This window comes from Crossiella sp. S99.2, assembly GCF_023094165.1.
Classification (GTDB): Bacteria; Actinomycetota; Actinomycetes; order Mycobacteriales; family Pseudonocardiaceae; genus Crossiella.
Genome location: NZ_JALMDK010000003.1, coordinates 516,484 through 540,750 on the forward strand (window position 1 = coordinate 516,484; position 24,267 = coordinate 540,750).

Consider the following 24,267-nt stretch of genomic DNA (forward strand, 5'->3'; position numbering starts at 1 on the left):
TGACTACGCAGGTCCGCCGTGCGCGGTTCACCCGGCCCAGCACGATCGCGATCACCACAGCCGTGGTGGCCGCCAGCCAGGGGAAGGTCTTCACCAGGTCAGACACCGCGGCCAGCAGCGGGGTGCCCGTTGCGACGACGGTGGCCACCACGGCCGCGGTGATCAGCGGAGGCTGCACGGCTGCGGTGAACAGGCCACCGGGTGCCACCAGCAGGGCGGCGGCCACACAGCCCAGTCCGATCCCCGCGGGCAACCAGTACCCGCCGAGCAGACCACCGGCGGCGCCGGGCAGATAGGCGATCAGGATGGCGGCCCAGAAGGGGACGCGCGGGCGAGTGGCGCTCGGGTGCTGCTCGCCCGCGCGAGTGTGGGGGTCAGTTGACACAGGGGATCCCGGCGGCGTCGATGGGCTGCTGGGCGGTGTTGGCCACCGGCCGCACCTTGCCAGCCGAAGTGCCGGCGCCCGAGGCGCTGGCGGGGGTGCCGTCCCCGGTGAGCAGGCCCTGCACGAAGCCCTTGACCTTGTTCGGGTCGACCTCCACCGCGACGCCGTCGCCGGGGGTGGCCAGGTTGGAGCGCAGGGTCGGGATGGTGTGGAACTGGATCTTGCCGCCGGAGAGCCCCTGGACCTGCTGGGCGAAACCGAGCAGGTCCCAGCCCTGATCCAGCACCACCGAGCGGGTCAGCGCGTCGATGAGGTCCTTGACCTTGCCGGGGTCGGTCAGCGTGCCCGCGCTGAGCACCTGGTTGGCCAGCCCAGCCAGGAACGCCTGCTGACGGCGTACCCGGTCCAGGTCGCCGGCGGGCAGGCCGTGGCGCTGGCGGACGAACTTCAGCGCGTCCACCCCTTCCAGGGTCTGCTTGCCCGCGGGGAAGTTCGCGCCGGAGAAGTCGTCCTTGACCGGCTTGTTCAGGCAGACCGGGATGCCGCCGACGGCCTTGGTGATCTCGCTGAAGCCGTAGAGGTTGATCTCGGCGTAGTGATCCACGGTCAGCCCGGTGAGCTTGCCGATGGTGTTGATCAGGTTCTTGCGGCCCGCGGTCACCGACTCCTTCTCCACCGTGGCCGCGTCCTTGCCCTGGCCGCGCAGTTCCTTGGCCTTGGCGAGTTTGCCGCGGGCGTAGGCGGAGTTGAGCTTGTGCTTGCCGAACCCGCCCGCGATGTCCACATAGGAATCCCGCGGCAGCGAGACGGCGAATGCCTTCTTGTTCGGATCGGCCGGGACGTGCACCAGCATCATGGTGTCGGTGTTCTGCTCCCCGTTGGCATCCCCGGCCTGCAACGCGTCCAGGACTTCACGGGAGAGCGGGCGGCCCTGGGCGTCGGTACGCGAGTCCACCCCGACCAGGAGGATGTTGGTGTCGGTGCCGGGGGCCTTGGGCAGCACCGGCTCGCCCTTGTCGTCGGTGATGACGTTGTCGGTGGCCAGGCCGACGGTGGCCTGCCGGTAGGTCAGGTAGCCGGCGGCGGTGGCGGTGAGCGCGGCGACGGAGACCAGCACCAGGCCGGTCTTGCCTATCCCGGTCAGCACCCGGCGAGTCGAGGTGGACTTTTTCGCGTTCATCGCGCTCATTTCAGGTAGTCGGTGAGCAGGGCGGGGGTCAGGTTGTTCGCGCGGGCCTGGTCCACGAATGCCTGGACGTCCTGCTCGAAGGTGTTGCGGAAGTGCATGAGCACGATGGAGCCGGGCCGGAACTCGTGCGGCCCGCTGAACTGCACCTTGCCGTTGATGATCTCCGAGCCCCAGTGCACGACCCACTTGATCCCGGCCTCACCGGCGGCCTTGAGCGTGTTGTCGTCGAAGTTGCCAAACGGCGGGCGGAACAGGGTCGGGCGGGCGCCGAACTCGGTGGCGTAGGTGTCGGAGACCGGGCCGATCTCGGTGCGCTGGGCCTCCAGCGAGCGGCCCTTGAGGTTGGGGTGGGACTCGGTGTGGTTCTCGATCGCGCCGCCGGTCTCATCCCGGAGCTTCTTGTAGAAGCCGGGGTCCTGCTTGACGTAGGAGTTGGTCAGGAAGAACGTCGCCTTGACCCCGTTGCGCTTGAGAATGTCGATCATGTCGGGGCGGCGGGTGGCGCCGTCGTCGATGGTCAGGAACACCACCCGGTCCTGGGTGTCGACCTTGTAGACCACCTTGGCCGGCTCGCCACTGGGCACCGGGCGCGGCGCCGGATCCGGGGATTTGTCCGTGGACTCCGGGCCGGGGCTGCTCGCGGCGGGTTCGGGGGTCCCGGCGGTGTTCCGGTTGAGCAGCAGCGCCACCACGATCAACGCGAGCACAGCCGCGGCCACGTAACGGAACGGACCGAGACGCTTGAGCATGTGAACAACTCCCCGAAAGTTGTCTGAGCAGGACGTTTCCGACGCTAAGCGCGCTTTGTCATGGCCGTCCGACGGTTCTGTAACAGCCGCCCGGCACTCCCCCACCAGGCACGTAACACCCGGTGGGGCAGGTGTGCCGTCGACGCCGGGGCGTGGTTGCCTGGGCACAATGAGCGGCATGCGAAGGCGGATCGGCCCCGCGGCGGCCCTGGGCGCCGCCCTGCTGGCCGCCGGGTGTGTCACAGCCGGGTGCGCCACGGTCGGCGGCGTCCAGCTGGAGGGCCCGGCCAGCCAGGTCAAACCACCCCCGACCAGCCCGCCCACCAGCAGCGGCACCGCCCCCAGCGCCGATGCCATCGCGATCCTGCGCGCCGACCCCCAGGTCGGGGAGAAGATCAAACTCCAGCTCAAACCGTGTGGGGACAGCCGGTACGCGGTGGATGTCCGTTTCATCGACCTCACCGGGGACGGCAACGCCGAACTGCTGGCCTCCATCCGCGCCTGCGCAGGCAGCGTATCCGGCGTCTACCCGGGTCGCGGGGTGCTGGGCAGCTACATCTACGAGCTGACCGCCACCCCGCCGCGCCGGCTGTTCGGCACCGAGGAACCCGGCAACGTGATCAAGGTCGAACCCAGCATCGGGTTCGTGCTCAGCCACCCCGTCTACGAGCCCGCCGACCGCAGCTGCTGCCCCAGCGGCGAAGAGATCACCGTCTACCGCTGGACCGGAACCGCCTTCGAGGAGTTCAAGAAGTGAGCGGCTTGCACGTGCTGCTGGTCGAGGACGACGACGTCATCCGCGAGGCCACCCAGCTGACCCTGGAACGCGACGGCTTCACCGTCACCGTGGCCGCCGACGGCCTGGCCGGCCTGGCCGCCTACCGCGAAGCGCGACCCGACGTCGCGCTGCTCGACATCATGCTGCCCGGCCTCAACGGGGTCAGCCTGTGCCGCCAGATCCGCGAGGAAGGCCCCACCCCGGTGATCATGATGTCCGCCCGCGCCGACCCCATCGACGTGGTCCTGGGACTGGAGGCCGGCGCCGATGACTACGTGACCAAACCCTTCGACTCCACCGTGCTGGTCGCCCGCATCCGCGCGGTGGTCCGCCGGATGGTGCGCGCCGGCCGCGAAGTCGAGGACACCGTGCTGCGCTTCGGCGACCTGGAGATCCACAAGAACGGCCTGGAAGTCCGCCTCGCCGGCGAACAGGTCGAGCTGACGCCGACCGAACTGCGGCTGCTGCTCTGCTTCGCCGAATCCCCCGGCAACGTGCTCACCCGCGACGTGCTGCTGGAACAGGTGTGGGACTACCAGTGGGGCGGGGACTCCCGGGTGGTGGACGTGCACGTGCAACGGCTGCGGGTCAAGATCGGGCAGGACCGGATCGAGACCGTGCGCGGCTTCGGCTACAAGCTACGGGGCTGAGCCGGTGTTCCCGACAACCCTGCGCTGGCGACTGAGCGCGGTCATCGCCGTGGTCGGCGCCCTGGTCGCGATCGGCTTGAGCGTGCTGGTGCGCACCGAGTTCGCCCGCATGCAACTCACCGACGCCCGCCGCCTGCAGGACGAACGCATCCAACTGGTCGTGCGCGACTACGCCATGTCCGGCACCGCCACCCTGGGCGCCGACCTGGACTCCCCCGACCTGCCCCGCGAACTCCGCGAGGCCGTGCACGGCGGCCAGCGCGCCACCTACCTGGAACGCCGCCCCGGCCAGGCCTGGATCTGGGCCGCCGCGGAAACCGACGGCAAGATCCTCTCCATCCGCACCTCCTACGCCGACAAGGACGACGCCCTCGACCAGCTCGACCAGGTCCTGGTCATCGGCTCGGCCGCGGTCGTCGTGCTCGGCACCCTGCTCGGCGTGATCCTCGGGGCCCGCCTGTCCCGCCGGCTGCGCCTGGCCGCCACCGCGGCCCGCCAGGTCGCCGACGGTGACACCGAGGTCCGGGTCCGCGACGCCATCGGCGGCCGCCCAGCCGATGAGACCGCCGAACTCGCCCAGGCCGTGGACGCCATGGCCGACGCCCTGCAGGAACGCCTGGCCGCCGAACAACGCGTCACCGCCGACATCGCGCACGAACTCCGCACCCCGGTCACCGGACTGGTCACCGCCGCCGAACTCCTGCCGCCGGGCCGCCCAGCCGAAATGGTCCGCGACCGCATCAAAGCCCTGCGCGGACTGGTCGAGGACGTCCTCGAAGTCGCCCGCCTGGACACCGCCACCGAAAAGGCCGAACTCACCGAGTTCGACCTGCTCACCTTCGTCCAGCGCCGGGTCACCGCCCTCACCCCCGAAGCCCAGGTCAGCGGCGAGTCCCAGACCGTGCTCACCGACCCCCGCCGCCTGGAACGAGTCCTGGTCAACCTGCTGATCAACGCCCGCCGCCACGGCAAACCCCCCGTGGAGGTCCACGTCGACGGGCGCACCCTGCGGGTCCGCGATCACGGACCCGGCTTCGGCACCGACCTGCTCCGCGACGGACCCAGCCGCTTCCGCACCGGCAGCAGCGACCGCGGCACCGGACACGGCCTCGGCCTGACCATCGCCGCCGCCCAGACCCGCGTGCTCGGCGGCACCCTGACCTTCGCCAACGCCGAAGACGGCGGCGCGATCATCACCCTGGAACTGCCCGCGAACCCGGCCCTACCCGACGGGAGCGGTCTCGGCGGGAGCGGTCTGGCCACCGGTTGACCCACCCACCGTGGCGTCTTCACTGGGCCGTTCCGCCCGCACCAGCCCGGCCAGCGCACCCGAGTCGTTGACCTTCCACACATACGGCCGGTGCTCGGTGTAGTGGATCACCGAGGCCGCCCCCGGATCGACCAGGATCCGCTGGAAGGCGTCCAGGTGCGAGCCCAGCGCGTCGGCCAGGATCGCCTTGATCACATCACCGTGACTGCACGCCACCCAGATCGCCTCGGCCCCGTGCGCGGCACTGATCCGCGCGTCGTGCTCGCGGACCGCGGCCACCGCCCGCGCCGACACCGCGGCCAGACCCTCACCGCCGGGGAAGACCGCCGCGGAGGGGTGCTGCTGCACGACCTTCCACAGCGGTTCCTTGAGCAGATCGGTGATCGCCTTGCCGGTCCACTCGCCATAGTCCACTTCGGACAGTCGCGGCTCGGCCAGTGGGGGCAGCTCCCGCGCGGCTGCCAGCGGGGCCAGGGTCTCGGCACAGCGCTGCAACGGCGAGGAGACGATCTCGGCGATTGGCACCCCGGCGAACCGCTCCACCAAACCCTGCGCCTGCGCCAGGCCGTCCTCGTGCAGGCCCACTCCTTCGGCACGTCCGGCCAGGGTCCCGGAACCGTTGGCCACCGATCGTGCATGCCGCAGAAGGATGAGCGTCGCCACCCCGGCAGCTTACGTGCCACCACCCACGCCACCGGTTCCAGGCACCCAGCGGGTGAGGATCGGCCATTTCACCGCACGCTCGCCGGACCCGACTGCTAGGAACGAAGACATGTCGAACAGCACTCGCCTGGCCCGTGGCCTGCTCGCCCTCGCCGCCTTCGGCGCGCTCTTCACCGCACCGGCGGCGGCCGCGGCCCCCGCCGCCCCCGCACCCGCCTGCGCCGAGGACCTGGCCGCCGGCCCGTGCACGGACAACTGCCGCCGCAAGTACGAGGACGGCCGCCGCAACTGCGACCTCGCCTACGACCGCTGCCTGCGCGGCGGAACGTCCGCGGTCAAGTGCCGGGAACAGAACCGGGCCTGCCGGGCCCGGGCCGAGCAGGCCTACCGGCGCTGCCTGGGCACCTGCACCCGCCGCGCGGACGGTCAGGTCGCCGACATGTAGCCCGAGGACAGCATCGCCAGCACGAACAGGCCCAGCACCACCCGGTACCAGACGAAGACGTACACGCTGTGCTTGGCCACGAACTTCAGCAGCCAGGCGATGGTCACATAGCCGATGGCGAAGGCCACCGCGGTGGCCACGATCATCTGCGCGATGCTCGGCGCGTTCGCCCCGGCCCGCTCGAAGACATCCGGCAGCGAGAAAATCCCCGCCGCCACCACAGCCGGGATGGCCAGCAGGAACGAATACCGGGTCGCCGCCGCCCGGTTCAACCCGATGAACAGACCCGCCGTGATCGTGCCACCGGAGCGCGACACCCCGGGGACCAGCGCCATCGCCTGCGCACAGCCCATGATCAGGCCGTCCTTGAGCGTCATCTGCTCCACCGTGCGCTTCTGCCTGCCGTACAGCTCCGCGGCGCCCAGCACCAGACCGAACACCACCAGTGTGGTGCCCACAACCCACAGGTTGCGGCCGCTGGTGCGGATCTGCTCCTTGAACAGCAGCCCCAGCACACTGATCGGGATGGTGCCGATGATCACGTACCAGGCCAGCCGGTAGTCCTGGGTCTGGCGCACCGCGGCGTTGCCGAACCCGCGGAACCAGGTGCCGACCAGCCGGAAGATGTCCTTGGCGAAATAAATCAGCACCGCGGCCTCGGTGCCCAGTTGGGTCACCGCGGTGAAACTCGCGCCCGCGTCCCGCCCGAAGAACAACTCCGAGACGATCCGCAGGTGACCGGAACTGGAGATCGGCAGCATCTCGGTCAGCCCCTGGACCACGCCAAGGACGAGGGCTTCCAGCCAGGTCATGGCTCAGACCACCATCCCGCGGTCGCCAACTGATTCGATGACCCGGTCGGCGACCGCGAGATGATGCGCCACTTACCCCACTCCAGCTGCTTCCAAGGCTTCGACCGCGACGCGAAGGGACAGCGTCGCCTCGTCAAGATCTTGCAGCATCGCCGAAACGGTCAGCGTGGTGACCCCCGCCTGCGCGAAAGCCTTGATCCGCTCGGTGATCCGCTCCTGGGGGCCCAGCAGCGAGGTGGCGTCGATGAACTCCAGCGGCACCGCGGCAAGGGCGCCCTCGTAGTCCTTGGCCAGGAACTTGTCCTGGACCTCCTGGGCCTGCGCGCCAAAGCCCATCCGGGTGGCCAGGTCCTTGTAGAAGTTCTTCTGCTTGCTGCCCATCCCGCCCAGGTACAGCGAGGCATACGGCCGGACCTTGTCCGCGCAGGCCTGCCAGTCCTCCCCCACCACCAGCGGCACGGTCGGCACGACGTCGAAGCCCTCCATCGTCTTGCCGGCGCGCTCGCGGCCGACCCGGATCGACTCCAGGCTTTCCGCGGAGTGCTCCGGGGAGAAGAACACCCCGAGCCAGCCATCGGCGATCTCGCCGGTCAGCTCCAGGTTCTTCGGACCGATGGAGGCCAGGTAGATCGGGATGTGCTCGCGCGCCGGGTGCACGGTCAGCGTCAGCGCCTTGCCGGGGCCATCCGGCAGCGGCAGCGTGTAGTGCTGCCCCTCGTACTTCAGCCGCTCCCTGGCCAGTGCCTTGCGCACGATCTCCACGTACTCCCGGGTCCGGCCCAGCGGCTTGTCGAAACGCACGCCGTGCCAGCCCTCCGAGACCTGCGGTCCGGACACGCCCAGTCCCATCCGGAACCGGCCGTCGGAGAGGGTGTCCAGGGTCGCCGCGGTCATCGCGGCCATCGCCGGGGTCCGCGCCGGGATCTGGAAGACCGCGGAACCGACGTCGATGCGTTCGGTCTGCGCGGCGATCCAGCTCAGCACGGTGGGCGCGTCGGAGCCATAGGCTTCCGCGGCCCAGACCACGGAGTAGCCGAGCCGGTCGGCCTCCTTGGCCAGGTCGAGGTTCTCGGCGTCGTTACCGGCGCCCCAATATCCGAGGTTCAGCCCAAGTCGCACCCGCCGAACCTTACTCGCTAGTAACAAACCGGGTAGGCCACCGTGACACCGGTCACACGACCGAGTGACTCGCCACCACGCCCCAGCTACCCACAACCGGCTCACGAACCACCTAGGGTAAATCGCCGTGGAACAGCGACAGCTCGGCCGCAGCGGCCTCCGGGTCTCCCGCACGGCCCTCGGCACCATGTCCTGGGGACGCGACACCGACGCCGACGAAGCCGCCAACCTGCTGCTCGCCTTCTGCGAAGCCGGCGGCACCCTCGTCGACACCGCCGATGTCTACAACGACGGACTCGCCGAGGAAATCCTCGGCAACCTGCTCGCCGAAGCCATCCCGCGCACCGACATCGTGCTGGCCACCAAAGCCGTCGCCCGCCGCACCGAAGGCCCCTTCGGCGGCGGCGCCTCCCGCGGCGCCCTGCTCACCGCCCTCAACGACTCACTGCGCCGCCTGGGCACCGACCACATCGACCTCTGGCAACTGCACGCCTGGGACGCCAGCACCCCCATCGAGGAAACCCTCGCCGCCCTCGACACCGCCGTCACCAGCGGCAAAGTCCGCTACACCGGCATCTCCAACTACTCCGGCTGGCAAACCGCCACCGCCGCCGCCCGCCAGCACGCCCAGCACAGCCCAGCCCCACTGATCTCCACCCAGGTCGAATACTCACTCCTGGAACGCGGCGTCGAACGCGAAGTCATCCCCGCCGCCACCCACCACGGCCTCGGCCTGCTCCCCTGGGCCCCACTCGGCCGCGGCGTGCTCACCGGCAAATACCGCAACGGCACCCCAGCCGACTCCCGCGGCGCCAGCCCGCACTACGCCCCCTACGTCGAACACCACCGCACCGAACGCACCGCCCGCATCGTCCAGGCCGTGGCCACCGCAGCCGACGGCCTCGGCACCTCACCCCTGGCCGTCGCCCTCGCCTGGGTCCGGGACCGCCCCCAGGTCATCGCCCCCGTCATCGGCGCCCGCGACACCGCCCAGCTCACCGGCTGCCTCGCCGCCGAGGAACTCACCCTGCCCCCGGCCATCCGCGCCGCCCTCGACGACGTCAGCGCCGTCGAACTCAGCTACCCGGAACGCCCGCTGCCGTGAGCATCGACCGCAACAACGCCCCCACCGCCCGCCGGTCCCTCGGCTCCACCCCGTCCACCGGAGCCTCCCTGCTCAGCTCCACATGCGCCCGCCCCGGCACCGCGGGCGCATCCGCCCGATAAACCACCAACCGGGCGACCCCGTGCCGCAACACGAACGAGAACTCCCGGCCATCGACCAGGTGCCCGTGACCGTGCGCGTGCTCCCCCACCCGCAACCCCTCCAGCACAAAGGAACCCCGCGAGCCGGTGCTGTTCATCGAGGGCTCCTTCAACGGGTGGGGCGGTTCGGGGCGGATACGGCCAACACGGTAATACTTCGTTCAACAACTACTACGAGTTACAAGTCGTGGAGTTGTTCACACCCGGAACGTGACGAGCGCGTGAACTTCCGGGATGCTGAACGCACCGCGGTCAACACGGGAGGAAACGAGTGCGTCGGCTGATGGCGGCCCTGCTTACCGGAACAGTCCTGCTCACGGCCTGTTCAACGAGCCAGAGCAGCACCAACGAACAGCCACCCGACGAGGTCATCCCCGCAGGCCCCGCGATCGCCGCGGCCCGCGGCGCGATCCCCGCCGGCACCGTCACCCCGCTCCCGGGCAAGGCCACCGCCCTCACCCTGGACGAGACCACCCGAACGGTCGCCATCGCGGTCACCGACCCCGCCCGATTGCTGCTCTACCCGGCCGACAACCTCACCGCCACCCCGCGGGAAATCCCGCTGCCCGGCCCGGTCGACCAACTCTCCCTTGTGGACGGAAAACTCCTCGCCCCGGTGCGCGCCAACGGAAAACTCCTCCGCATCACCCTGCCCGCAGGCACCGCCGAGACCTTCGAGGTCAACGGCGGCCCGCTCGCGGCCACCCAGGTCGGCGACCGCACCATCGTCGCGCTGCGTGAACCCGGCCAGGGCATCGCCGTACTCAACGCCGCCGGCAAACTCGAACGCACCATCAACGAAGGCTTCCGCGGCGTCAGCGCCGTCCTGCCCGCCGGCAAGAAGGTCGTCGTCCTGGACGAACTGCGCACCGCCGTCATCGAGGTCGACCCCGCCACCGGCGAACTCGGCGCCGGCCTGCGCGCCGGCGACGCCACCACACACGCGGTCACCGACCGCTTCGGCCGCGTCCTGGCCGTGGACACCCGCGGCGGCGAACTACTCGCCTTCTCCACGAACCCATTGATCATGCGCCAGCGCTACCCCGTGCCAGGTGCGCCCTACGGGATCGCCTACGACCGCACCAGGGACCTCGCGTGGATCACCCTCACCGAACGCGACGAGGTGGTCGGCTACAACGTCGCCTCCGGCTCGCCGGAGGAGAAGTATCGCTTTGCCACCGTGCACCAGCCCAACTCGGTGACGGTGGATCCGAAGAGCGGACGCGTACTGGTCGCCTCCGCGGACGGAGGAGGGGTACAGGTGGTGCAACCATGAGTGCTGCTGCCAACGAGGCGGTGGTCGACGGAGACTGGGAGTACCAGCCGCTGCGCATCCCCCCGGGAGTCTCCCGGCGCGCGGCGGCCACCCAGCTCGCCATCCACGCCGAGTTCGCCGGGTGGGAGCTGTCCAGGGTACTGCTGTTCTCCGACGGCACCCGCAAGATCTGGCTCCGCCGCAAACGCCGACCGGCGCACGCCGGCCTACCCGGGATCATCATCTAGCCCGGCCTTCACCCCCGGGCCGAAGGCTCACCGGACACACCTGCCTCAAGCACCGCGAGGTCACGCACCGCGTAACGGTGGTGCTCGGCCTCTTCCTTCAGCACCACCTTGAGGCAGCGGCGCACGACGTACTCCTGGTCGGGATACGGCTCCGCCGGCTTACGACCGCACACCCGGTCCAACTCGGCCGCGGTGAGCCCGTCGACAACCCGCCGCATCACGGCCATCCGGGCGAGCCGCGGCGCGAGCACCTCCTCCAGAGTCGGGGTGGCATCGAGGGTGAGGCCGAGCTTCGCCGCCGCCTCAGGCGGCATCCCCCCGGCCGGGAAGCCCAACGGGTGGTAGGGCGATTCCTCCGCCAGCACGGCGCTGCCGAGCCAGGCATCACTGGCGAACAGCAGATGCCGCTGGGTCTCCACCAGGGACCACTCGCCGTTGACCCGCTCGTGCAATTTCGCCTCGGGCAACAGCTTCGCCCGGTCCAGCGTCGCACCCCACAGGGACTCGACGGCCTGCCACGTGGCCCGGTAGTCCTCGGGGGACGCCGCATCCCGCGCCAGCACCCGTGCGGGGTGCAGGCGGTCCAGCTCGGCCTCGACGTAGGCGGTCACGTCGACGTCGTTGACCACGACGCGCTCGAAGTCACCACCGAGGTAGACCTCGCTGCCGTAGCAGTCGACGATCTTCAGGCCGTCCACCTCGCAATCCCGGATCTCCAGGCCGGCGAGATCGCACAGGTGGATACGGGCACCGCGGAATTGGTCGCACTGGGCGTATTCGGAAACCACCGACGCAGTCTGGCACTCGCCTGCCTCTGGGCTGGGCTTTTTCTTGGTTCTTGAGGGATTGACTTCAGTTGACACTGAATTTATCGAGCTAAGAAAGAATTATGCGCACGGCGCTGGGCGAACGGGAAAGCACGCGGGGACGTCACGTGGGCGGGTGCTCGTCATCGCCGTGGGGTCGGCGTTGCTCTTGCCGGGGAGCCGTTCCGATGTTCGCTTGAGCAAATAGCTCCGTGTCGTTTCGGCGGGTCCGGGCTTAGTTTCGGGCGGTGGCAAACGAACTGACGATTCCGCTCCTGCCCTGTCGAGACATCGACGAAATCGCGTCCTTCTACGAGATGCTCGGCTTCTCGATCACCTATCGGCAGACGCGGCCGAACCCGCACATCGCCTTGCAGCGCGAGGACATCAACCTGCACTTCTACGGGATGGACGGCCACGTTCCGGAGCAGTCGCACAGCACGTGCCTGATCATCGTGCAGGACACCGGGCCGTTGTTCGAGGCGTTCGCGGCGGGGATGCGCGCTGTGCACGGGAAGTTGCTCATCTCCGGCATTCCGCGCATGACCAGGCCTCGGCTGCGCAACGACCGGTACACCGGGTTCGCCGTCATCGATCCGGGTGGCAACTGGATCCGGATCAACAAGTCCGCCGAGGAACCCGAGGCGCGCACCAAGCTCGCGAAAGCCATGGAGAACGCGGCCCGGCTGGCGGACGCGAAGGGCGACGAACAGCAGGCGTTGAGGATCCTCGAAGGCGCACTCAAACGGACCGACGGCTCCGAACCGGAACTGCAGGACGCTCAGGCCTACCGCGACGAGTTGGTCGAGCGGATCACCGGGTCCGGGCCTCGTCCAGGCGCTTGAGGGCGCTGCGGACCACCTCGGGGTCGTAGGTCGTCCAGAACGGCGGGAGTGAGGCCCTGATGAAGCCGCCGTAGCGAGCGGCGGCGTGCGTGGCGGCGACGGTCCGGAAGCCGTTGCCACCACGCGAGTTCACCGCCTTCTGCCGGGCGGAGGCCAGCGGGTCGTCCGGGCGCGGGAACGGGTACTCGAGCTTGTCCCGCAGCGCTTCCGTGGCCGTCCTGGTGGAGGAGAAGAGGCCGGGCGCGTTCACCAAGCCCTCGATCTCGTCCAGGTACTCCGGCGGCAGGCCGAGGACGATCCACGGACCGTCGAGCACCTGGTTCAGGCCCGCATTCCCAACCGTCCAGGCTGCCGCCACGGGGCGAAGTGGCTCCCGCGTCAGGGGGAGGCCGGTGCGCCGCGCTGCCAGGTGGTCTGGGTGATCTCGTACTCGACCTCGTCCTGTCCGCCGGAGTGGAAGGCCCGGACGAACGTGAGCCCGACGCTGGTCATGGTCGCCCGGGAGGCGGTGTTGCCGGCCAGGGTCTGGGCGAAGATCCGGTCGAGCCCGACCTCGGTGAAGCCGTAGCGGATCAGTTCGCGCGCGCCTTCGCTGGCGTAGCCGCGGCGCCATCGGCTGCGCAGCAACCGGTAGCCGAGGTCGGCCTCGCCGTCGACCTCGGGCTGGTCCGGCCCGTGTGGCGGCTGCAGGATCCACCAGCCGACGAAACCGTCCTCCGCGAAGCCAACCCAGAACCCGAGGCCGGGCACCTTTCGTGCCGCGGCGAGCCGCCTGCGGTGCGACTGCTCGACCACGGCGCGGGAGGCTGCCCCGCCGAGGTAGCGCATCACCTCGGGGTCGGCGTCCAGCTCGATCTCCAGGTCGAGGTGCTCCTCGGCCAGCGGCACGAGGGTGAGCCGCGGGGTGTGCAGGGTGGGTTGAGCCATGGGTCGATCATCGCGGCGAGGGCAAGCCGATTTGTGTGCTCCCCGGCGGGTTTTGGGGTTGCACTTGGTTCGCTGGGATTGATTTCACTCGACACTGAAGCCATCGTGGCAAGAGAATTTTAGATCGGGCAGAGGCGGTGTTGTTGCTGGTCGGGGGTGCGGAACTAGCCCGCGGCCCGGATCGCGGCCAGCACCTCGTCCCGGACCACCAGGCCGACGCCGTGCGCCTGGCCCTGGATCACTCGCAGCGTGCAGTCCGGCAGTGTGTCCGCCAGCCGCCGGGCCACTGACAGCGGCACGTTGGTGTCCTGATCACCGTGCCAGGCCAGCACCGGCGCGGTGATCTCCCCCAGCGCGAACCCCCACGGCCGGGCGATCATGACCAGTTCCTGGGCCGCCGCGCGGCCGCCGTCCCGCAACGCGCCCGCGGCTGCCCCGGCCAGCCAGCCGGTGTCCACGCCGTCGAGGGCGGCGCGGTCCGCTGGCGAGGCGCGGCGCAGCATCGACTGCTCGAACCTGCGGGCCCTGGCCGGGTCGCGCACCAGCCGGCTCAGCCCGCCCAGCTGTAGGCGCAGCAGCCAGGGCGCGTGCTGGGCGAGCAGGAACAGCCAGCGGTTGCCGCCGCGCATGCCTTGGCGCACCTGGCTTTCGTGCCCTGGGCCGAGGGCGGCCAGCAGGATCGTGGTGGTCAGCCGGTCCGGCAGCGCGTGCGCGAGGGCCAGGGCGTGCGGACCGCCGCCGGACTCCCCTACCGCGGCGAACCTGGCCAGCCCGAGGTGATCGGCCAGGGTCGCGAGGTCGGCGGCGTAGCGGGCCAGGGAGCGGCGCGGGTCAAAATCCGAGGCGCCGCAACCAGGTTTGTCCACCGAGAGCCAGCGGACCCCGGCCTCCCGGGCCGTCTCGTCGTAGACCCCGCCCAGCAGACCGGAGGCGGGCCAGCCCGGCGAGTACACGCAGGGCAGGCCCGCCGGGTCGCCGAACTCGTAGTAGCCCAGCCGCCGTCCGTCGGGCAGGGTCACCGTGCGTGCTTCGACCTCGCGCATGACCGCGATTCTGGCCGATCAGCCACCACTCCCCTGCCACTTGGCGAACATCTCGCGCACCTCCGGCGGCGAGGCGGCCAGTGCCTCGGCGTCCGGTTCGCCCGCGCTGACCACCGGGACGTGCACCAGCGCGTCGTAGGCGACCAGGGGGTCCAGCTCGTTGTAGTAGGTGCCGTGGCGGTGCTGGTTGGCGGCTCGCACGGCCTGCCGGTCGGCCTCGCCCAGCGTGCGCAGGTTGACGGCGAAGGGGCCGTCGTGGCTGGCGGCGAGCAGCGCGTCCAGGCTGCCGGGCTGGGGTTCGGGCAGCTCTTCGAAGAAGTCGCCGGCGAAGAAGCCGCTGCCCAGCACCTGGCCGCGGCCCGAGGTGGTGCCGATGGTCCGGTAGTCCGCGCCCAGCCGGTCGGCCAGGTGCACGCCAAGGCCGGTCATCGGCGGCGTGCCCGGGATCGCGCCGGGGACCCGTTGCACGTGCCCGTTGTGCGCGCCGAGCACGATCCGGTCCTCCCGGCCCAGCACCCACTCCACGGTGTCAGCCAGGGTGGCCTCGCGGCTGAGCGAGGCGGTTTCCAGGTCGCCCTGGGCCATCGCGCGCACCATCACGTCCAGGGTGATGGCGGCGTGCAGCGCGCGCTGGGCCCGCTGGTAGCACTCGGCGCCGGTGCGGGCGGTGTAGTCGATCCGCTTGGCGGACAGGCGCGCGAGCAGCCCGGCGAGTCCGGCGGTGAGCGCGTTCTTGCGCTCCGGTTCGAGTGCGCCGTACCCGCCCACCGCGGCCGGGATGCCGAAGGCTGAGGTGGCGGCGAAGGTCAGCGCGATCTCGCGGAGCACCGGGTCGGGCCGGTAGCCGGGATCGGCCTCGGCGAGGTAGCCGAGCACGGCGTCCAGGCTGGGCAGCGGGGTCACGTTGGAGCCGCCGAGGTCGATGCCGTAGTAGCGGACCGGCTCCGCGGCGGTGCGGTTGTGCTCGCGCAGCCATTCCAGCTGAAGCCGGACCGGCCGCCACAACCCGGTCAGCGAGCCGAACCCGTCGGCCAGGACCGTGCCCACCGCGCCGGGGCCGCCGTTGATCCAGTCGTGCACCAGCTGTCCCTGGACGAACCCGTTCTCCTCGGTGCCGGCGACAAACCCGTGCCGCTGCACCAGGTAGCGCAGCACGCGGTGCCGCAGCCGCGGGAACTCGGTGCTGTAGTGCGAGCTTTCGCCGATCGCGACCACTCGCGCGTCGCCGATCACCTCGTCCAGCCAGGCCAGATCGTCGAATGGCGCGGCCGGATCGAGCGTGTGCAATGGCAGCACCGCCGCGTCACTGAGCCTGGCCTGGCTGGAGATGTTCGTGCTCACCGGGATCCCCCTCTGTGCGTTTCCAACTTTGGGAACGGTACCAGATGTGGGATCGTAGGCCGGGTGGACACCCTCGACCTGCTGCTGCACCCGGTCCGGCTGCGCATCACCTGGTGCCTGTCCGGTGGCCGCACCGTCACCACCTCCGACCTGTGCGCCCAGCTGCCCGACGTGCCCAAAACCACCCTGTACCGGCATGTCGGCCTACTCGCCGAGGGCGGCATCCTGGAGGTCGCCGACGAACAACGCGTGCACGGCGCGGTCGAACGCCACTACCGGCTTCGCCAGGACCGCACCGTGGTCGATCCCGCGGCCGCCGCGGCGATGACGCTGGATGATCACCGGCACGGCTTCGCCGCGGCGATGGCGGCACTGCTGGCGGAGTTCAACGCGTACCTGGACCGCGACGGGGCCAATCCGCCCGCTGATGGGGTGGGGTACAAGCAGGGGACGCTGTGGTTGAGCACGGCGGAGGTGACGGAGCTGGCGGGTGAGATGGTGGCGTTGCTGCGGGCGCGGGCGGGCAACCAGGCCGCGGCGGACCGGGCTCCGTACCTGGTGAGCCCGATCTTCTTTCCGATCGCGCGGCCCGGGCAGCAGGACGAGGAGCGGTAGGCGCCGGGCCACTCCCCTGTTCGCGGCGGCTTGGGTTCCTTTTGCCTTTCTTCGCTTGATTTCAGCCATCACTGAAGCAATCGAGATAGCAAAGAACACAAGCCGAGCGAGATCGGCCCTGGTCAGCGGCTTGATCGACTAGGGCAGCAGGTCTACCAGGGTCGCGATTCGGCCGGTGACCTCATCCGGGTGCTCCAGGGGCAGCATGTGACCCGCACCCTGGACGATCACCTGCTCCCCTCCCCCGAGCACCTTCGCGATCTCCGCGACGTGGCTGGTCGGGCACAGCCGGTCCTGGTCGCCGGTCATGATCACGATCTCCGCGCCGCCCAGCGAGGCGCCCTCGACCACCGCCATCGCGGCCTGCCGGTCGTGCCGGTCCAGCGCGGGTTTGAACTGGGCCACCGTCTCCGGCCAGTTCGACCACACCATGTCCGCGGTCAGTTCCACGTCCTCGGCCCGGGGGGCCGCACCGAAGAGGAACCAGCGCAGGCCGGCGGTCTTGGCCGGTTCGATCTTCTCCCGGACCTTGCGCACCACCGGGCCGAACAGCCGTTCCAGCTCGTGCACCAGCCTGCCCACCGGCTGGGCCAGGCCCAGGTTGGTCTCGGCGAAGCCGCCGGCCGCGGTGGAGAGCAGCACCAGGCCGCCGATCCGCTGGGAGAACAGCCTCGGGCGCCGCACCGCCAGCGCGAGCGCGGCCATCCCGCCCATGGAGTGCGCGACCAGCACCACCCGGCCGCTGGGCACGGCGCGTTCGATGACCACGGCCAGGTCGTCGGCCAGCTGGTCGATGGTGGCGGTCTCCGGGGTGGCGGGGCTGGACTCGCCGTGGCCGCGGTGGTCGTAGGCGAGCAGTTGCACCGGCCGGGCCACCGCGGTTTCCAGCACGTCGAGCTGGCGGTGCCATTCCCGGTGGTCCAGGGCGTAGCCGTGGGCGAACAGCACGGTCAGCGGGGCGGCCGGGTCGCCGCGGCGGAGCAGGTTCAGCACGGTTCCGTCTTCGAGGAGCAGGGCTTCGCTCATGTCGGCCTTAACGAAGTCCGGGTGGATCGGTTACGGCGAGTCGGCGCACATCCCCTGGTCGTGGGTTTGGCAACGAGCACGAATATTGGGGTGCACTCCAAGTTTGGGGTGTGTTTCACTTCGATGGTGAGCACGCCGGGGCTGCGCGAGCGGAAGAAGCGGCAGACCGCGCAACGGATCACCGACGTGGCGCTGGAGCTGTTCGTGGCCCGGGGCTTCGACCGGGTGACCGTGGCCGAGGTCGCCGAGGCGGCGGAGGTCTCGGTGAACACCGTCTACAACTACTTCCCTGCCAAGGAAGACCTGGTGCTGCCGCCGGATCAGGCCTCGCCGGACCGGCTGACCGAGATCGTGCGGGTCCGGCCGGCCGGGATGTCGGCGGCGCGGGCCGTGCTCGCGCAGCTGCGGGCCGAGGTGCGGCGGCGGGACCGGGCGGTCGGGCTGACCGAGGGCTTCGGCCGGGTGCTGCCGATGATGCTGGCCGCGCCGACCCTGGCCGCCCGGCTGGAGCGGCTGGGTGCGGAGATGGTGGATTCGCTTGCCGCGCAACTGGTTCGGGAGACCGGCGACCGTGGGCTGCTGCCCCGGCTGGTGGCGGAGCAGATCGGCTGGGCGCACGCGCTGGTCTTCGGCGAGATCGGGCGGCGGGTGGTGGCCGGGCAGCGTCCGGCGACCATCGGCGCCGCGGTGCTCCGGCTGCTGGACGGGGTGCAGGACGTGCTCGGGGATCGAGTGCTGGGTTATGCCGTACGAGAGGACAGAGTGGTGTTTCGGGTCAGTATCCGGGGGAAGTTCGAGCCGTTGTCCGAGGCGCAGCGGGCAGCGCTGGCCGCGGCCAGCGGGATCGGGTTCACCGAGGCGGGAGCGTTCAGCCACGATCCGGGCGCGACCGTGTTCACCTTCCGCTGCCAGCTGCCCGCCGAGCCGGACGACGATGACGAGGTGGCCGAGCTGAAGGCCCTGGATGTGCTTGCCGCGCACGGGCTTCCGGTGCGCGAGGGGTACAAGGTGGCGGTCACCGACATGCGGGACATCAAGATCAAGCGCAAGGGCCGCTGAGGGTCAGCGGGCGCGGAGTCCGTCCACGGCGAGGCTGACCCCTCGGCGGCGGTGGTGATCGCTTCGATCGCGCCCTCGGCGGTGAGGTCCGCGGTCTCCTGGAGCAGGTGCTCGCGGCGGCCGACCAGGAGGAGTTCGCCGTTGCGGCGGCCCAGTTCCACTGCCAGCGCCCGGCCGATCCCGCTGCCGGCTCCGGTGACCACGCCCGCTCGATCGTGCAGATCCATCATCGCTCCCTCTGAGTAGGTATCGCCAACCTAGACCACTAAATAGGAGTGGCCAACCCAGTGGGGTAACCTCTGCCCCATGACGCAGGCAATCAGCAGGCAGGCGCGGTGCGCGGTGGCCCGCGGCGTTGACCTGCTCGGCGAGAAATGGGTTCTGATGATCACGCGGGAGGCCTTCTGGGGCCGCACCCGCTTCTCCGACTTCCGCAAGAACCTCGGCGTTGCGCCGGATGTGCTGGCCAACCGGCTGGCCGCGCTGGTGCACGAGGGCGTGCTGGAGCGGCGCACCTACCAGGTGACCGGGGCCAGGGCCCGCGAGGAGTACGTGCTCACCGCGGCCGGACACGACCTGGTGTTCGTGCTGGCCGGACTGGCCCGCTGGGGTCAGCAGCACCGGCCGGTGGAGGCCGGGACCACGCCGGTCTACACCGACGCGGAGACCGGCGAAGAGGTCGAGTTGTGCTTTGTCACCAAGGACGGCCGGCGGGTTGAGCCCGGTGGACTGGCCGTGCGCACGGGCGAACCGGCCTAGGGTTCCCGCGGCCTGGGTACCCAGCGCAGGGGCAGGCGCGGCCCGCGGCGCGCTGTCAGCGTGGGGGCATGAGCGAAAAGACGATCATCGCCGGCCCGCTGAACGGGCGGGTGGCGCTGGTGACCGGTGGGTCCAGGGGCGTTGGCGCGGCTACGGTTCGCCGGCTGACCCGGGATGGCGCGCGGGTGGCGTTCAGTTACCTCAACGCCGCGGACAAGGCCAGGGAGGTCGCCGCGTCGGCGCCGGGTTCGGCAGCCTTCCGCGCGGATGTGGGCAATGACGCCGAGATGGTCCGCCTAGTTGAGGACACCGTGGGCCGGTTCGGCAGGCTGGACATCCTGGTGCACAACGCCGGGCTGTTCCACGGCGGCGCGCTCACCGATCCCGGGCGGGACGAGGCACTGCTGGCCCGGCAGTTCCGCACCAACCTGCACGGTGTGGTGGCCGGGACCAGGGCCGCGGCCGCGCACCTTGGCCAGGGCGGGCGGATCATCCTGATCAGCACCGCGGGCTCGGACCGCAGCAACGGCCTGCTGGTCGGGGACTACGCCGCGTCCAAGGCGGCGCTGGAAGCCTACGGGCGGGCCTGGACACACGAGTTCGGACCGCGCGGCATCACCGTGAACAGCATCCGGCCCGGGGCTGTGGACACCGACATGCTCGACCGCGCGGGAGCCGAGGCCGCGCTGCCCAGCATTCCGTTGCGCCGCATCGGCACCCCCGAGGACATCGCCGACGCGATCGCCTACCTGGCGGGTCCCAGTGCCGGCTACGTCTCCGGGGCCGTGCTGCGCATCGACGGCGGTCTGTACGCCTGAGCAAGTGGTTGGGCACGAACCGGACACGAAGTCCGATTTCCGTTGGCCACCCTCGATAGGCTTCCGCCAGTTGGAAGTTCAGTGGGGGTGGGGGATTTGGGAATCGTGCTGGGTAGCAGGCTGCCCGTGATCGCTGTGCTGGCCGGGGTGCTGGTCGCCGTGGCCGGGTGTGGCGCTGGAGAGGGCGAGGGGACCACGTCGCCGAGCACCTCGGCCACGGTGGCCGGGATGTCGGCGCCGGAGTACCAGGCCGTGCTGACCGGGGTGGAGCAGGCGGCGCGGCCGTTGATCGAGCGGATCAGCGGGGCCGGATCGGTCGAGGATCTCGCCGCGGCCCGGGAGGAACTGGCCAAGCTGCTCGACGTCAAACGCGGGGAGATCGACAAGATCGTGCCGCCGGCCGCGGCCAAGCAGGCGCACACCCGGTTCGCCGCGTTCGTCGCGGTGGCGCCGCAGTTGCGGGTCACGCCCAAGCCGGAGGTCGAAGCGAACGAATGCGGGATCGCGCCGGGGCCGGAGGTCCATCTGGCCCAGGTGAAGCGGTACGTGCGGACCGCGCTGCACACCGCGCTGACCGGGGTGGCCGAGGAGCTGGACAAGCAGAACCTCAAGCTGGGCAACCTGATCCCGGCCGAGGTCGAGGAGCCGGCGGAGCAGAACCGGCAGGCCAAGAACGGCGAGGTGGTGCACCGCAGCGGCCCCAAGGGCCGGGCCCGGCTGGACATCAGCAACGACGGTGACTCGGATGTCGCGGTCTCGGCGGTGGTGGGCAAGCCGGACAACCCGCGGGCCACGATCTACGTGCGGGCCAAGTCAAAGGCCACCCTGTCCAGCCTGGCCGGGACCTACGAGGTCTACTTCAAGTCCGGCGCCGACTGGGACGGCAAGCGGCGCGGATTCACCAGGGACTGCGCGTTCCAGAAGTTCGACCAGTCCTTCAGCGGGAACGCGCACTGGCAGATCACGCTGACCCCGGTGGTCGGCGGAAACGCTTCGACGACAAAGATTCCCGCCTTCTAGCCGGGGAGTTCGGCGGCGATCTCCAGGAGCCAGTGCGCGATCTCGGCGGTGTCGTCGAAGGTGGCGTGGGCCGGGCCGTCCGGGGACCAGTTTCCGTTGGGGCCCTGGAGGGACAGCAGGTGGTCGGCGATGCCGGTGGCCAGTGCTTGGTGGCGCTGGTCGCCGGTGTGCCGGGCCAGGATCGCCGCGCCCCAGCCGACCTTGTGGCTGAACGGGGTGCGGATGAGGTTGTCGCCGCAGAGGTGCGCGTACTCGGCGTAGCTCTGCGCCGCGACCAGGTGGTCCGGGTGCCCGCTGACCTGGTGCAGGCGGGTCAGGAAGGCCAGCGGGTAGCCGATCATGAAGTAGGGCTGGTCCGGGGCGCCGGTGCTGAGCACGTGCAGTGGTGAGTCGTCGGACTGGCGCGGGCCGTTCTCGTCGGTGCGCAGGTAGAACCGGGCGGCCGGATCCGGTTGGGCGAGCAGGTGGAACAGCCAGGTGGCCGCGGTCGCGGCGGTGTCCAGGTCGCCGAGGGTCAGTGCCAGGTAGCCCAGGTGGGCGGTGCTGATGGCGTCCGGGATACCGGAGTCGTTGGCGCTGAACGCGCCGTCGGGTGTCCGGTACTTCCGCAGGTGCGCGTATGCCTCGTGGGCCACGCCCAGCCAGCCGAGTCTGGCCGCGCCCAGGGCCAGCCAGCCGTTGGGGTAGGACCAGAACTCGCCGAAGATCGGGTTCGCGCTTTTCACGCCCGCGCTGGTGACGAAGTCGCCGTCCTCGGTGCGGAACCGCTCGACCGCGACCGCCAGCAGGCGGCGGGCCTGACGTGGGTGCCCGGCCAGGGCCAGGGCCGAGGGGGACTTGTAGTAGCAGGCGAGGTCGGCCTCGCCGTAGGAGCCGTCCGGCTTGAGCTGGGACAGCAGCCAGTCGATGCCTCGGTGCGCGGCCTGCTCGTAGCGATCCGCCGAACTCATCCGACACCCCTCACCCCGATTGTCCGGCCAGTGTTCCAGCCGCGACGGCCTGCCGTCAGCGGTGACCGTCCCAGACCGCCCGTTCGTCTGCCCGGTCGTCGGTGGTGATCGACGAGACGGTGTTGAAGAGCCTGCTGACCCGGTTGTCCGGGCGGTAGGCGGGCCAGCCGGGATCGCCGGTGGTGGCGAAGTCGACCCAGGCCCGGTGCATGCTGTCGGCCAGTGCCTGCGGGGCCTGATCACCCAGGATCCGGCCCAGCCCGGGATCGGCCAGGGTGTCGAAGACGAACCCGAGTTCGACGGCGTGGCAGGAGCCGAGCGTGCCCTCGTAGGCCGGGGAACGCCAGGCGAACTCGTACACGTGCGTGCTGGGGTGGGTCTCGGCGATGCGCAGCAACGGGATCCGGTAGAACCAGTCGGTCATGATCGCGGCCACCAACTCCCCCGGGCTCTCCCCCGGCCGGTTGGCGCGGTACCGGGCCAGGCCCTCGGCGGGCAGCCGGTAGCCCGCCGCCGCGGCGAGCAGGAACGGTTCGGGGGCCAGGCCGAGCAGGCCGGTGGGCACCAGGAACAGCCGGGCTTCCTCGGTGTTGCTGCCGATGAGGATGTCGATGTCCGCGCTCGCGCCGGCGGCGATGCATTCGTGCGGTGGCGCGGAGAGCAGGTCGCCGTCAACGACCGGTTCGAACGGCATCAGGTTGCGGGTCACCTCGCCCCAGAGCGCGGGGTCCGGCTTGGCCACGACCTCCTGCGCCAGCTGTTCCTGGGCCGCGACCAGGCGGGCCGGTTCGACCTCGGCGATCGCCTCCCGGCTGGGCGCGACGCCGAGGATCTGGGCCAGCCGGGTGCCGATGAGCGCGGCGGTCGACGGGCTGATCACCGAGTGGCCCGCGCCGGATTGGGCGATGGCGCGACGGAACAGCCCGCGGGCGGCGGGCATCGCCAGCAGGGTGCACACGCTCATCCCACCCGCGGACTCACCGAAGATGGTGACGTTGGCCGGGTCCCCGCCGAACCCGGCGATGTTGTCCCGGACCCAGGCCAGGGCCGCGATCTGGTCCAGCAGCCCGAGGTTGGGCGCGCCCTGACCGAACCACAGGAACCCGTCGGCGCCGAGCCGGTAGTTGATGGTCACCAGCACCACGCCGTCCCTGGCGAAGGCGGCGCCGTCGTAGCAGGGCACCGAGCCGGATCCGCCGGTGAACGAGCCGCCGTGGATGAAGACCATGACCGGGCGGCGCTCGTCGGTGCCCGGGGTCCAGACGTTGAGGTTGAGGTAGTCCTCGCCAGGGATCACCACCCGGGGCAGCAGGGCCAGCGCGGGGTCTTCCGGCGGGTTCTGCGGGGCGGTCGGGCCGTATTCGGTGGCCTCCCGCGGCTCCGACCAGGGCAGCGGCGGGCGCGGCGGCTGGAACCGGTTCGGGCCGACCGGGGGCGCGGCATAGGAAATGCCTTTGAATTCAAGGATGCCTGCCGCGGTGCGGGTGCCGCGGACGTCGCCGTGCCGGGTGCTGACGAGGGTGTCCATGGTCGGGCGCTCTCCTGGGTGCTGCCGGGGTCTGGGGGTCAGGCCGGCGGGATCGGGGTGGTGATCCCGGCGATGCGCAGGGCGAAGCTGACGAACGCCTCGGCCACCTGGGTGCGGGTGTGTGGCTGGTCGGGTCCGAACCAGTTCCCGACCCGCTGGCCCATGCCGCCGATCGCACGGGCGGCCAGTCGCACGTCGGGCAGGTCGAAACTGCCGTCCTCGATGCCGGCCGCCAGCACGTCGAGCAGCAGCTGTTCGGAGGCCACGCCCAGCGCCAGCGCGGGTGCGGCCAGTTCGGCGGAGAGCGCGTGCAGTTCGCTGTTGGTCACCACCGACAGCAGCGGGAAATCGGTGTGCGCCAGCACGTGCGCGCGCATCAGCGCGGCCAGCCGCGCGGCCGGGGTGCCGCCCGCGCGCACCGCCTCGGTGAGCCGGTGGTGCAACTCGGCGTGCCCGATCTGGACCAGGTCGGCCAGCACCTGTTCCTTGGACGGGTAGTGCGCGTAGAGCGTGGCGGAGTTGATGCCCACGGCCGCGCCGATCTTGCGGATCGAGGTGCCGTGGAATCCCCACTCCGCGAACAGGCCGAGCGCGGCGTGCAGGATCCGGCCGCGCGTCCCGGACGGCGTGACCCCGTCCGGCAGGGCCACCGCCACCGCCGCCAGCCGCCGGGGCTCCCACTCGGCATCGCGCACGTTGCT

The 24,267-nt window shown here is 70.6% G+C and carries 28 protein-coding genes and 2 pseudogenes; 14 read left to right on the top strand and 16 right to left on the bottom strand.

The genetic code is table 11. From position 1 onward, the window contains the following. Positions 1 to 25 precede the first annotated feature (25 nt). The 3 genes and pseudogenes from MZC64_RS49110 to MZC64_RS13735 form a co-directional block, all read right to left on the bottom strand. Positions 26 to 385: pseudogene (locus MZC64_RS49110) on the bottom strand (DUF6542 domain-containing protein); the annotation flags it as partial. After that, positions 375 to 1,574, bottom strand: coding sequence for an LCP family protein (locus MZC64_RS13730; RefSeq protein ID WP_308301000.1), 1,200 nt, complete (start codon positions 1,572 to 1,574; stop codon positions 375 to 377). The gene MZC64_RS13730 and the pseudogene MZC64_RS49110, both read right to left, overlap by 11 nt. Next, positions 1,571 to 2,323 carry a polysaccharide deacetylase family protein gene (locus MZC64_RS13735; protein ID WP_247756791.1) on the bottom strand — a complete coding sequence of 251 codons (753 nt, stop codon included), beginning with the start codon at positions 2,321 to 2,323 and terminating at the stop codon, positions 1,571 to 1,573. The genes MZC64_RS13730 and MZC64_RS13735 overlap by 4 nt, the downstream gene beginning before the upstream one ends. 178 nt (positions 2,324 to 2,501) lie before the next feature. Between MZC64_RS13735 and MZC64_RS13740 the strand changes: the two genes are divergently transcribed. Genes MZC64_RS13740 through MZC64_RS13750 form a run of 3 tightly spaced genes read left to right on the top strand, consistent with a single transcriptional unit; the run spans position 2,502 to position 5,021 of the window. Continuing rightward, positions 2,502 to 3,080, top strand: coding sequence for a hypothetical protein (locus tag MZC64_RS13740; RefSeq protein ID WP_247756790.1), 579 nt, complete (start codon positions 2,502 to 2,504; stop codon positions 3,078 to 3,080). After that, positions 3,077 to 3,751, top strand: coding sequence for a two-component system response regulator CseB (gene cseB, locus MZC64_RS13745; protein ID WP_247756789.1), 675 nt, complete (start codon positions 3,077 to 3,079; stop codon positions 3,749 to 3,751). The genes MZC64_RS13740 and cseB overlap by 4 nt, the downstream gene beginning before the upstream one ends. A gap of 4 nt (positions 3,752 to 3,755) precedes the next feature. Further along, positions 3,756 to 5,021, top strand: coding sequence for a HAMP domain-containing sensor histidine kinase (locus MZC64_RS13750; RefSeq protein WP_247756788.1), 1,266 nt, complete (start codon positions 3,756 to 3,758; stop codon positions 5,019 to 5,021). Here MZC64_RS13750 and MZC64_RS13755 read toward each other — a convergent pair. Next, on the bottom strand, positions 4,974 to 5,684 hold the full coding sequence (locus MZC64_RS13755) for an MSMEG_4193 family putative phosphomutase (RefSeq protein WP_247756787.1): 711 nt from the start codon (positions 5,682 to 5,684) through the stop codon (positions 4,974 to 4,976). The genes MZC64_RS13750 and MZC64_RS13755 overlap by 48 nt on opposite strands. A gap of 109 nt (positions 5,685 to 5,793) precedes the next feature. Between MZC64_RS13755 and MZC64_RS13760 the strand changes: the two genes are divergently transcribed. Continuing rightward, positions 5,794 to 6,129, top strand: coding sequence for a hypothetical protein (locus MZC64_RS13760; RefSeq protein WP_247756786.1), 336 nt, complete (start codon positions 5,794 to 5,796; stop codon positions 6,127 to 6,129). Here the strand turns inward: MZC64_RS13760 and MZC64_RS13765 are convergent. Then, positions 6,111 to 6,941, bottom strand: coding sequence for an undecaprenyl-diphosphate phosphatase (locus MZC64_RS13765; protein ID WP_247756785.1), 831 nt, complete (start codon positions 6,939 to 6,941; stop codon positions 6,111 to 6,113). The two genes, MZC64_RS13760 and MZC64_RS13765, sit on opposite strands and share 19 nt — an antisense overlap. A gap of 72 nt (positions 6,942 to 7,013) precedes the next feature. Then, on the bottom strand, positions 7,014 to 8,060 hold the full coding sequence (locus tag MZC64_RS13770; RefSeq protein ID WP_247756784.1) for an LLM class F420-dependent oxidoreductase: 1,047 nt from the start codon (positions 8,058 to 8,060) through the stop codon (positions 7,014 to 7,016). A 127-nt stretch (positions 8,061 to 8,187) separates the two neighbouring features. Here MZC64_RS13770 and MZC64_RS13775 point away from each other — a divergent pair, with 127 nt between their 5' ends. Next, positions 8,188 to 9,165: an aldo/keto reductase gene (locus tag MZC64_RS13775; protein WP_247756783.1), complete on the top strand. Its 978-nt coding sequence runs from the start codon at positions 8,188 to 8,190 to the stop codon at positions 9,163 to 9,165. On the opposite strand, the gene MZC64_RS13780 is transcribed toward MZC64_RS13775, so the two are convergent. Next, positions 9,137 to 9,424: a hypothetical protein gene (locus MZC64_RS13780; protein ID WP_247756782.1), complete on the bottom strand. Its 288-nt coding sequence runs from the start codon at positions 9,422 to 9,424 to the stop codon at positions 9,137 to 9,139. The two genes, MZC64_RS13775 and MZC64_RS13780, sit on opposite strands and share 29 nt — an antisense overlap. Before the next feature lie 173 nt (positions 9,425 to 9,597). Here MZC64_RS13780 and MZC64_RS13785 point away from each other — a divergent pair, with 173 nt between their 5' ends. Together MZC64_RS13785 and MZC64_RS13790 are read left to right on the top strand one after the other, a co-directional pair. Next, positions 9,598 to 10,602 carry a hypothetical protein gene (locus MZC64_RS13785; RefSeq protein ID WP_247756781.1) on the top strand — a complete coding sequence of 335 codons (1,005 nt, stop codon included), beginning with the start codon at positions 9,598 to 9,600 and terminating at the stop codon, positions 10,600 to 10,602. Next, a complete protein-coding gene (locus MZC64_RS13790) occupies positions 10,599 to 10,829 on the top strand; it encodes a DUF5703 family protein (protein WP_247756780.1) in 231 nt (76 codons plus the stop codon). The genes MZC64_RS13785 and MZC64_RS13790 overlap by 4 nt, the downstream gene beginning before the upstream one ends. A gap of 8 nt (positions 10,830 to 10,837) precedes the next feature. On the opposite strand, the gene MZC64_RS13795 is transcribed toward MZC64_RS13790, so the two are convergent. Next, positions 10,838 to 11,617: a DinB family protein gene (locus tag MZC64_RS13795; RefSeq protein WP_247756779.1), complete on the bottom strand. Its 780-nt coding sequence runs from the start codon at positions 11,615 to 11,617 to the stop codon at positions 10,838 to 10,840. 266 nt (positions 11,618 to 11,883) lie between these two features. On the opposite strand from MZC64_RS13795, the gene MZC64_RS13800 reads away from it, so the two are divergent. Beyond that, on the top strand, positions 11,884 to 12,480 hold the full coding sequence (locus MZC64_RS13800) for a hypothetical protein (protein ID WP_247756778.1): 597 nt from the start codon (positions 11,884 to 11,886) through the stop codon (positions 12,478 to 12,480). Here the strand turns inward: MZC64_RS13800 and MZC64_RS13805 are convergent. From MZC64_RS13805 to MZC64_RS13820, 4 genes and pseudogenes are all read right to left on the bottom strand, one after another. After that, positions 12,449 to 12,769: pseudogene (locus tag MZC64_RS13805) on the bottom strand (ATP-dependent helicase); the annotation flags it as partial. The gene MZC64_RS13800 and the pseudogene MZC64_RS13805 overlap by 32 nt on opposite strands. A gap of 89 nt (positions 12,770 to 12,858) precedes the next feature. Next, the gene (locus tag MZC64_RS13810) at positions 12,859 to 13,407 is read right to left on the bottom strand and encodes a GNAT family N-acetyltransferase (RefSeq protein WP_247756777.1); all 549 of its coding nucleotides are present in this window, start codon (positions 13,405 to 13,407) and stop codon (positions 12,859 to 12,861) included. 164 nt (positions 13,408 to 13,571) lie between these two features. Then, positions 13,572 to 14,450: an alpha/beta fold hydrolase gene (locus MZC64_RS13815; RefSeq protein WP_247756776.1), complete on the bottom strand. Its 879-nt coding sequence runs from the start codon at positions 14,448 to 14,450 to the stop codon at positions 13,572 to 13,574. Positions 14,451 to 14,468: 18 nt separating this feature from the next. Beyond that, positions 14,469 to 15,791 carry an erythromycin esterase family protein gene (locus tag MZC64_RS13820; RefSeq protein WP_247756775.1) on the bottom strand — a complete coding sequence of 441 codons (1,323 nt, stop codon included), beginning with the start codon at positions 15,789 to 15,791 and terminating at the stop codon, positions 14,469 to 14,471. 63 nt (positions 15,792 to 15,854) lie between these two features. On the opposite strand from MZC64_RS13820, the gene MZC64_RS13825 reads away from it, so the two are divergent. Then, a complete protein-coding gene (locus tag MZC64_RS13825) occupies positions 15,855 to 16,406 on the top strand; it encodes a helix-turn-helix domain-containing protein (protein ID WP_247756774.1) in 552 nt (183 codons plus the stop codon). Between the two features lie 138 nt (positions 16,407 to 16,544). On the opposite strand, the gene MZC64_RS13830 is transcribed toward MZC64_RS13825, so the two are convergent. Then, positions 16,545 to 17,432: an alpha/beta fold hydrolase gene (locus tag MZC64_RS13830; protein WP_247756773.1), complete on the bottom strand. Its 888-nt coding sequence runs from the start codon at positions 17,430 to 17,432 to the stop codon at positions 16,545 to 16,547. 126 nt (positions 17,433 to 17,558) lie between these two features. On the opposite strand from MZC64_RS13830, the gene MZC64_RS13835 reads away from it, so the two are divergent. The 5 genes from MZC64_RS13835 (at position 17,559) to MZC64_RS13850 (ending at position 21,088) form a co-directional block, all read left to right on the top strand. Further along, a complete protein-coding gene (locus MZC64_RS13835; RefSeq protein ID WP_247756772.1) occupies positions 17,559 to 18,491 on the top strand; it encodes a DUF6204 family protein in 933 nt (310 codons plus the stop codon). 107 nt (positions 18,492 to 18,598) lie between these two features. Further along, the gene (locus MZC64_RS47780) at positions 18,599 to 18,733 is read left to right on the top strand and encodes a hypothetical protein (protein WP_282105234.1); all 135 of its coding nucleotides are present in this window, start codon (positions 18,599 to 18,601) and stop codon (positions 18,731 to 18,733) included. Between the two features lie 64 nt (positions 18,734 to 18,797). Beyond that, positions 18,798 to 19,250 carry a helix-turn-helix domain-containing protein gene (locus MZC64_RS13840; RefSeq protein ID WP_247756771.1) on the top strand — a complete coding sequence of 151 codons (453 nt, stop codon included), beginning with the start codon at positions 18,798 to 18,800 and terminating at the stop codon, positions 19,248 to 19,250. A gap of 68 nt (positions 19,251 to 19,318) precedes the next feature. Then, positions 19,319 to 20,068: an SDR family NAD(P)-dependent oxidoreductase gene (locus MZC64_RS13845; RefSeq protein ID WP_247756770.1), complete on the top strand. Its 750-nt coding sequence runs from the start codon at positions 19,319 to 19,321 to the stop codon at positions 20,066 to 20,068. Positions 20,069 to 20,194: 126 nt separating this feature from the next. Then, the gene (locus tag MZC64_RS13850; protein ID WP_247756769.1) at positions 20,195 to 21,088 is read left to right on the top strand and encodes a hypothetical protein; all 894 of its coding nucleotides are present in this window, start codon (positions 20,195 to 20,197) and stop codon (positions 21,086 to 21,088) included. On the opposite strand, the gene MZC64_RS13855 is transcribed toward MZC64_RS13850, so the two are convergent. Genes MZC64_RS13855 through MZC64_RS13865 form a run of 3 tightly spaced genes read right to left on the bottom strand, consistent with a single transcriptional unit; the run spans position 21,085 to position 24,261 of the window. Further along, on the bottom strand, positions 21,085 to 22,038 hold the full coding sequence (locus MZC64_RS13855) for a hypothetical protein (RefSeq protein WP_247756768.1): 954 nt from the start codon (positions 22,036 to 22,038) through the stop codon (positions 21,085 to 21,087). The genes MZC64_RS13850 and MZC64_RS13855 overlap by 4 nt on opposite strands. A 55-nt stretch (positions 22,039 to 22,093) precedes the next feature. Beyond that, the gene (locus MZC64_RS13860; RefSeq protein ID WP_247756767.1) at positions 22,094 to 23,566 is read right to left on the bottom strand and encodes a carboxylesterase/lipase family protein; all 1,473 of its coding nucleotides are present in this window, start codon (positions 23,564 to 23,566) and stop codon (positions 22,094 to 22,096) included. Positions 23,567 to 23,604: 38 nt separating this feature from the next. Beyond that, positions 23,605 to 24,261, bottom strand: coding sequence for a TetR/AcrR family transcriptional regulator (locus MZC64_RS13865; protein ID WP_247756766.1), 657 nt, complete (start codon positions 24,259 to 24,261; stop codon positions 23,605 to 23,607). Between the last annotated feature and the right edge of the window lie 6 nt (positions 24,262 to 24,267).

Excerpts from the sequence above, each read along its gene's own strand:
- MZC64_RS13730 (WP_308301000.1), bottom strand. The coding sequence starts at position 1,574 with ATGAGCGCGATGAACGCGAAAAAGTCCACCTCGACTCGCCGGGTGCTG.
- MZC64_RS13735 (WP_247756791.1), bottom strand. The coding sequence starts at position 2,323 with ATGCTCAAGCGTCTCGGTCCGTTCCGTTACGTGGCCGCGGCTGTGCTC.
- MZC64_RS13740 (WP_247756790.1), top strand. The coding sequence starts at position 2,502 with ATGCGAAGGCGGATCGGCCCCGCGGCGGCCCTGGGCGCCGCCCTGCTG.
- MZC64_RS13760 (WP_247756786.1), top strand. The coding sequence starts at position 5,794 with ATGTCGAACAGCACTCGCCTGGCCCGTGGCCTGCTCGCCCTCGCCGCC.
- MZC64_RS13765 (WP_247756785.1), bottom strand. The coding sequence starts at position 6,941 with ATGACCTGGCTGGAAGCCCTCGTCCTTGGCGTGGTCCAGGGGCTGACC.
- MZC64_RS13780 (WP_247756782.1), bottom strand. The coding sequence starts at position 9,424 with ATGAACAGCACCGGCTCGCGGGGTTCCTTTGTGCTGGAGGGGTTGCGG.
- MZC64_RS13790 (WP_247756780.1), top strand. The coding sequence starts at position 10,599 with ATGAGTGCTGCTGCCAACGAGGCGGTGGTCGACGGAGACTGGGAGTAC.
- MZC64_RS13810 (WP_247756777.1), bottom strand. The coding sequence starts at position 13,407 with ATGGCTCAACCCACCCTGCACACCCCGCGGCTCACCCTCGTGCCGCTG.
- MZC64_RS13815 (WP_247756776.1), bottom strand. The coding sequence starts at position 14,450 with ATGCGCGAGGTCGAAGCACGCACGGTGACCCTGCCCGACGGACGGCGG.
- MZC64_RS13830 (WP_247756773.1), bottom strand. The coding sequence starts at position 17,432 with ATGAGCGAAGCCCTGCTCCTCGAAGACGGAACCGTGCTGAACCTGCTC.
- MZC64_RS13840 (WP_247756771.1), top strand. The coding sequence starts at position 18,798 with ATGACGCAGGCAATCAGCAGGCAGGCGCGGTGCGCGGTGGCCCGCGGC.
- MZC64_RS13845 (WP_247756770.1), top strand. The coding sequence starts at position 19,319 with ATGAGCGAAAAGACGATCATCGCCGGCCCGCTGAACGGGCGGGTGGCG.
- MZC64_RS13855 (WP_247756768.1), bottom strand. The coding sequence starts at position 22,038 with ATGAGTTCGGCGGATCGCTACGAGCAGGCCGCGCACCGAGGCATCGAC.
- MZC64_RS13860 (WP_247756767.1), bottom strand. The coding sequence starts at position 23,566 with ATGGACACCCTCGTCAGCACCCGGCACGGCGACGTCCGCGGCACCCGC.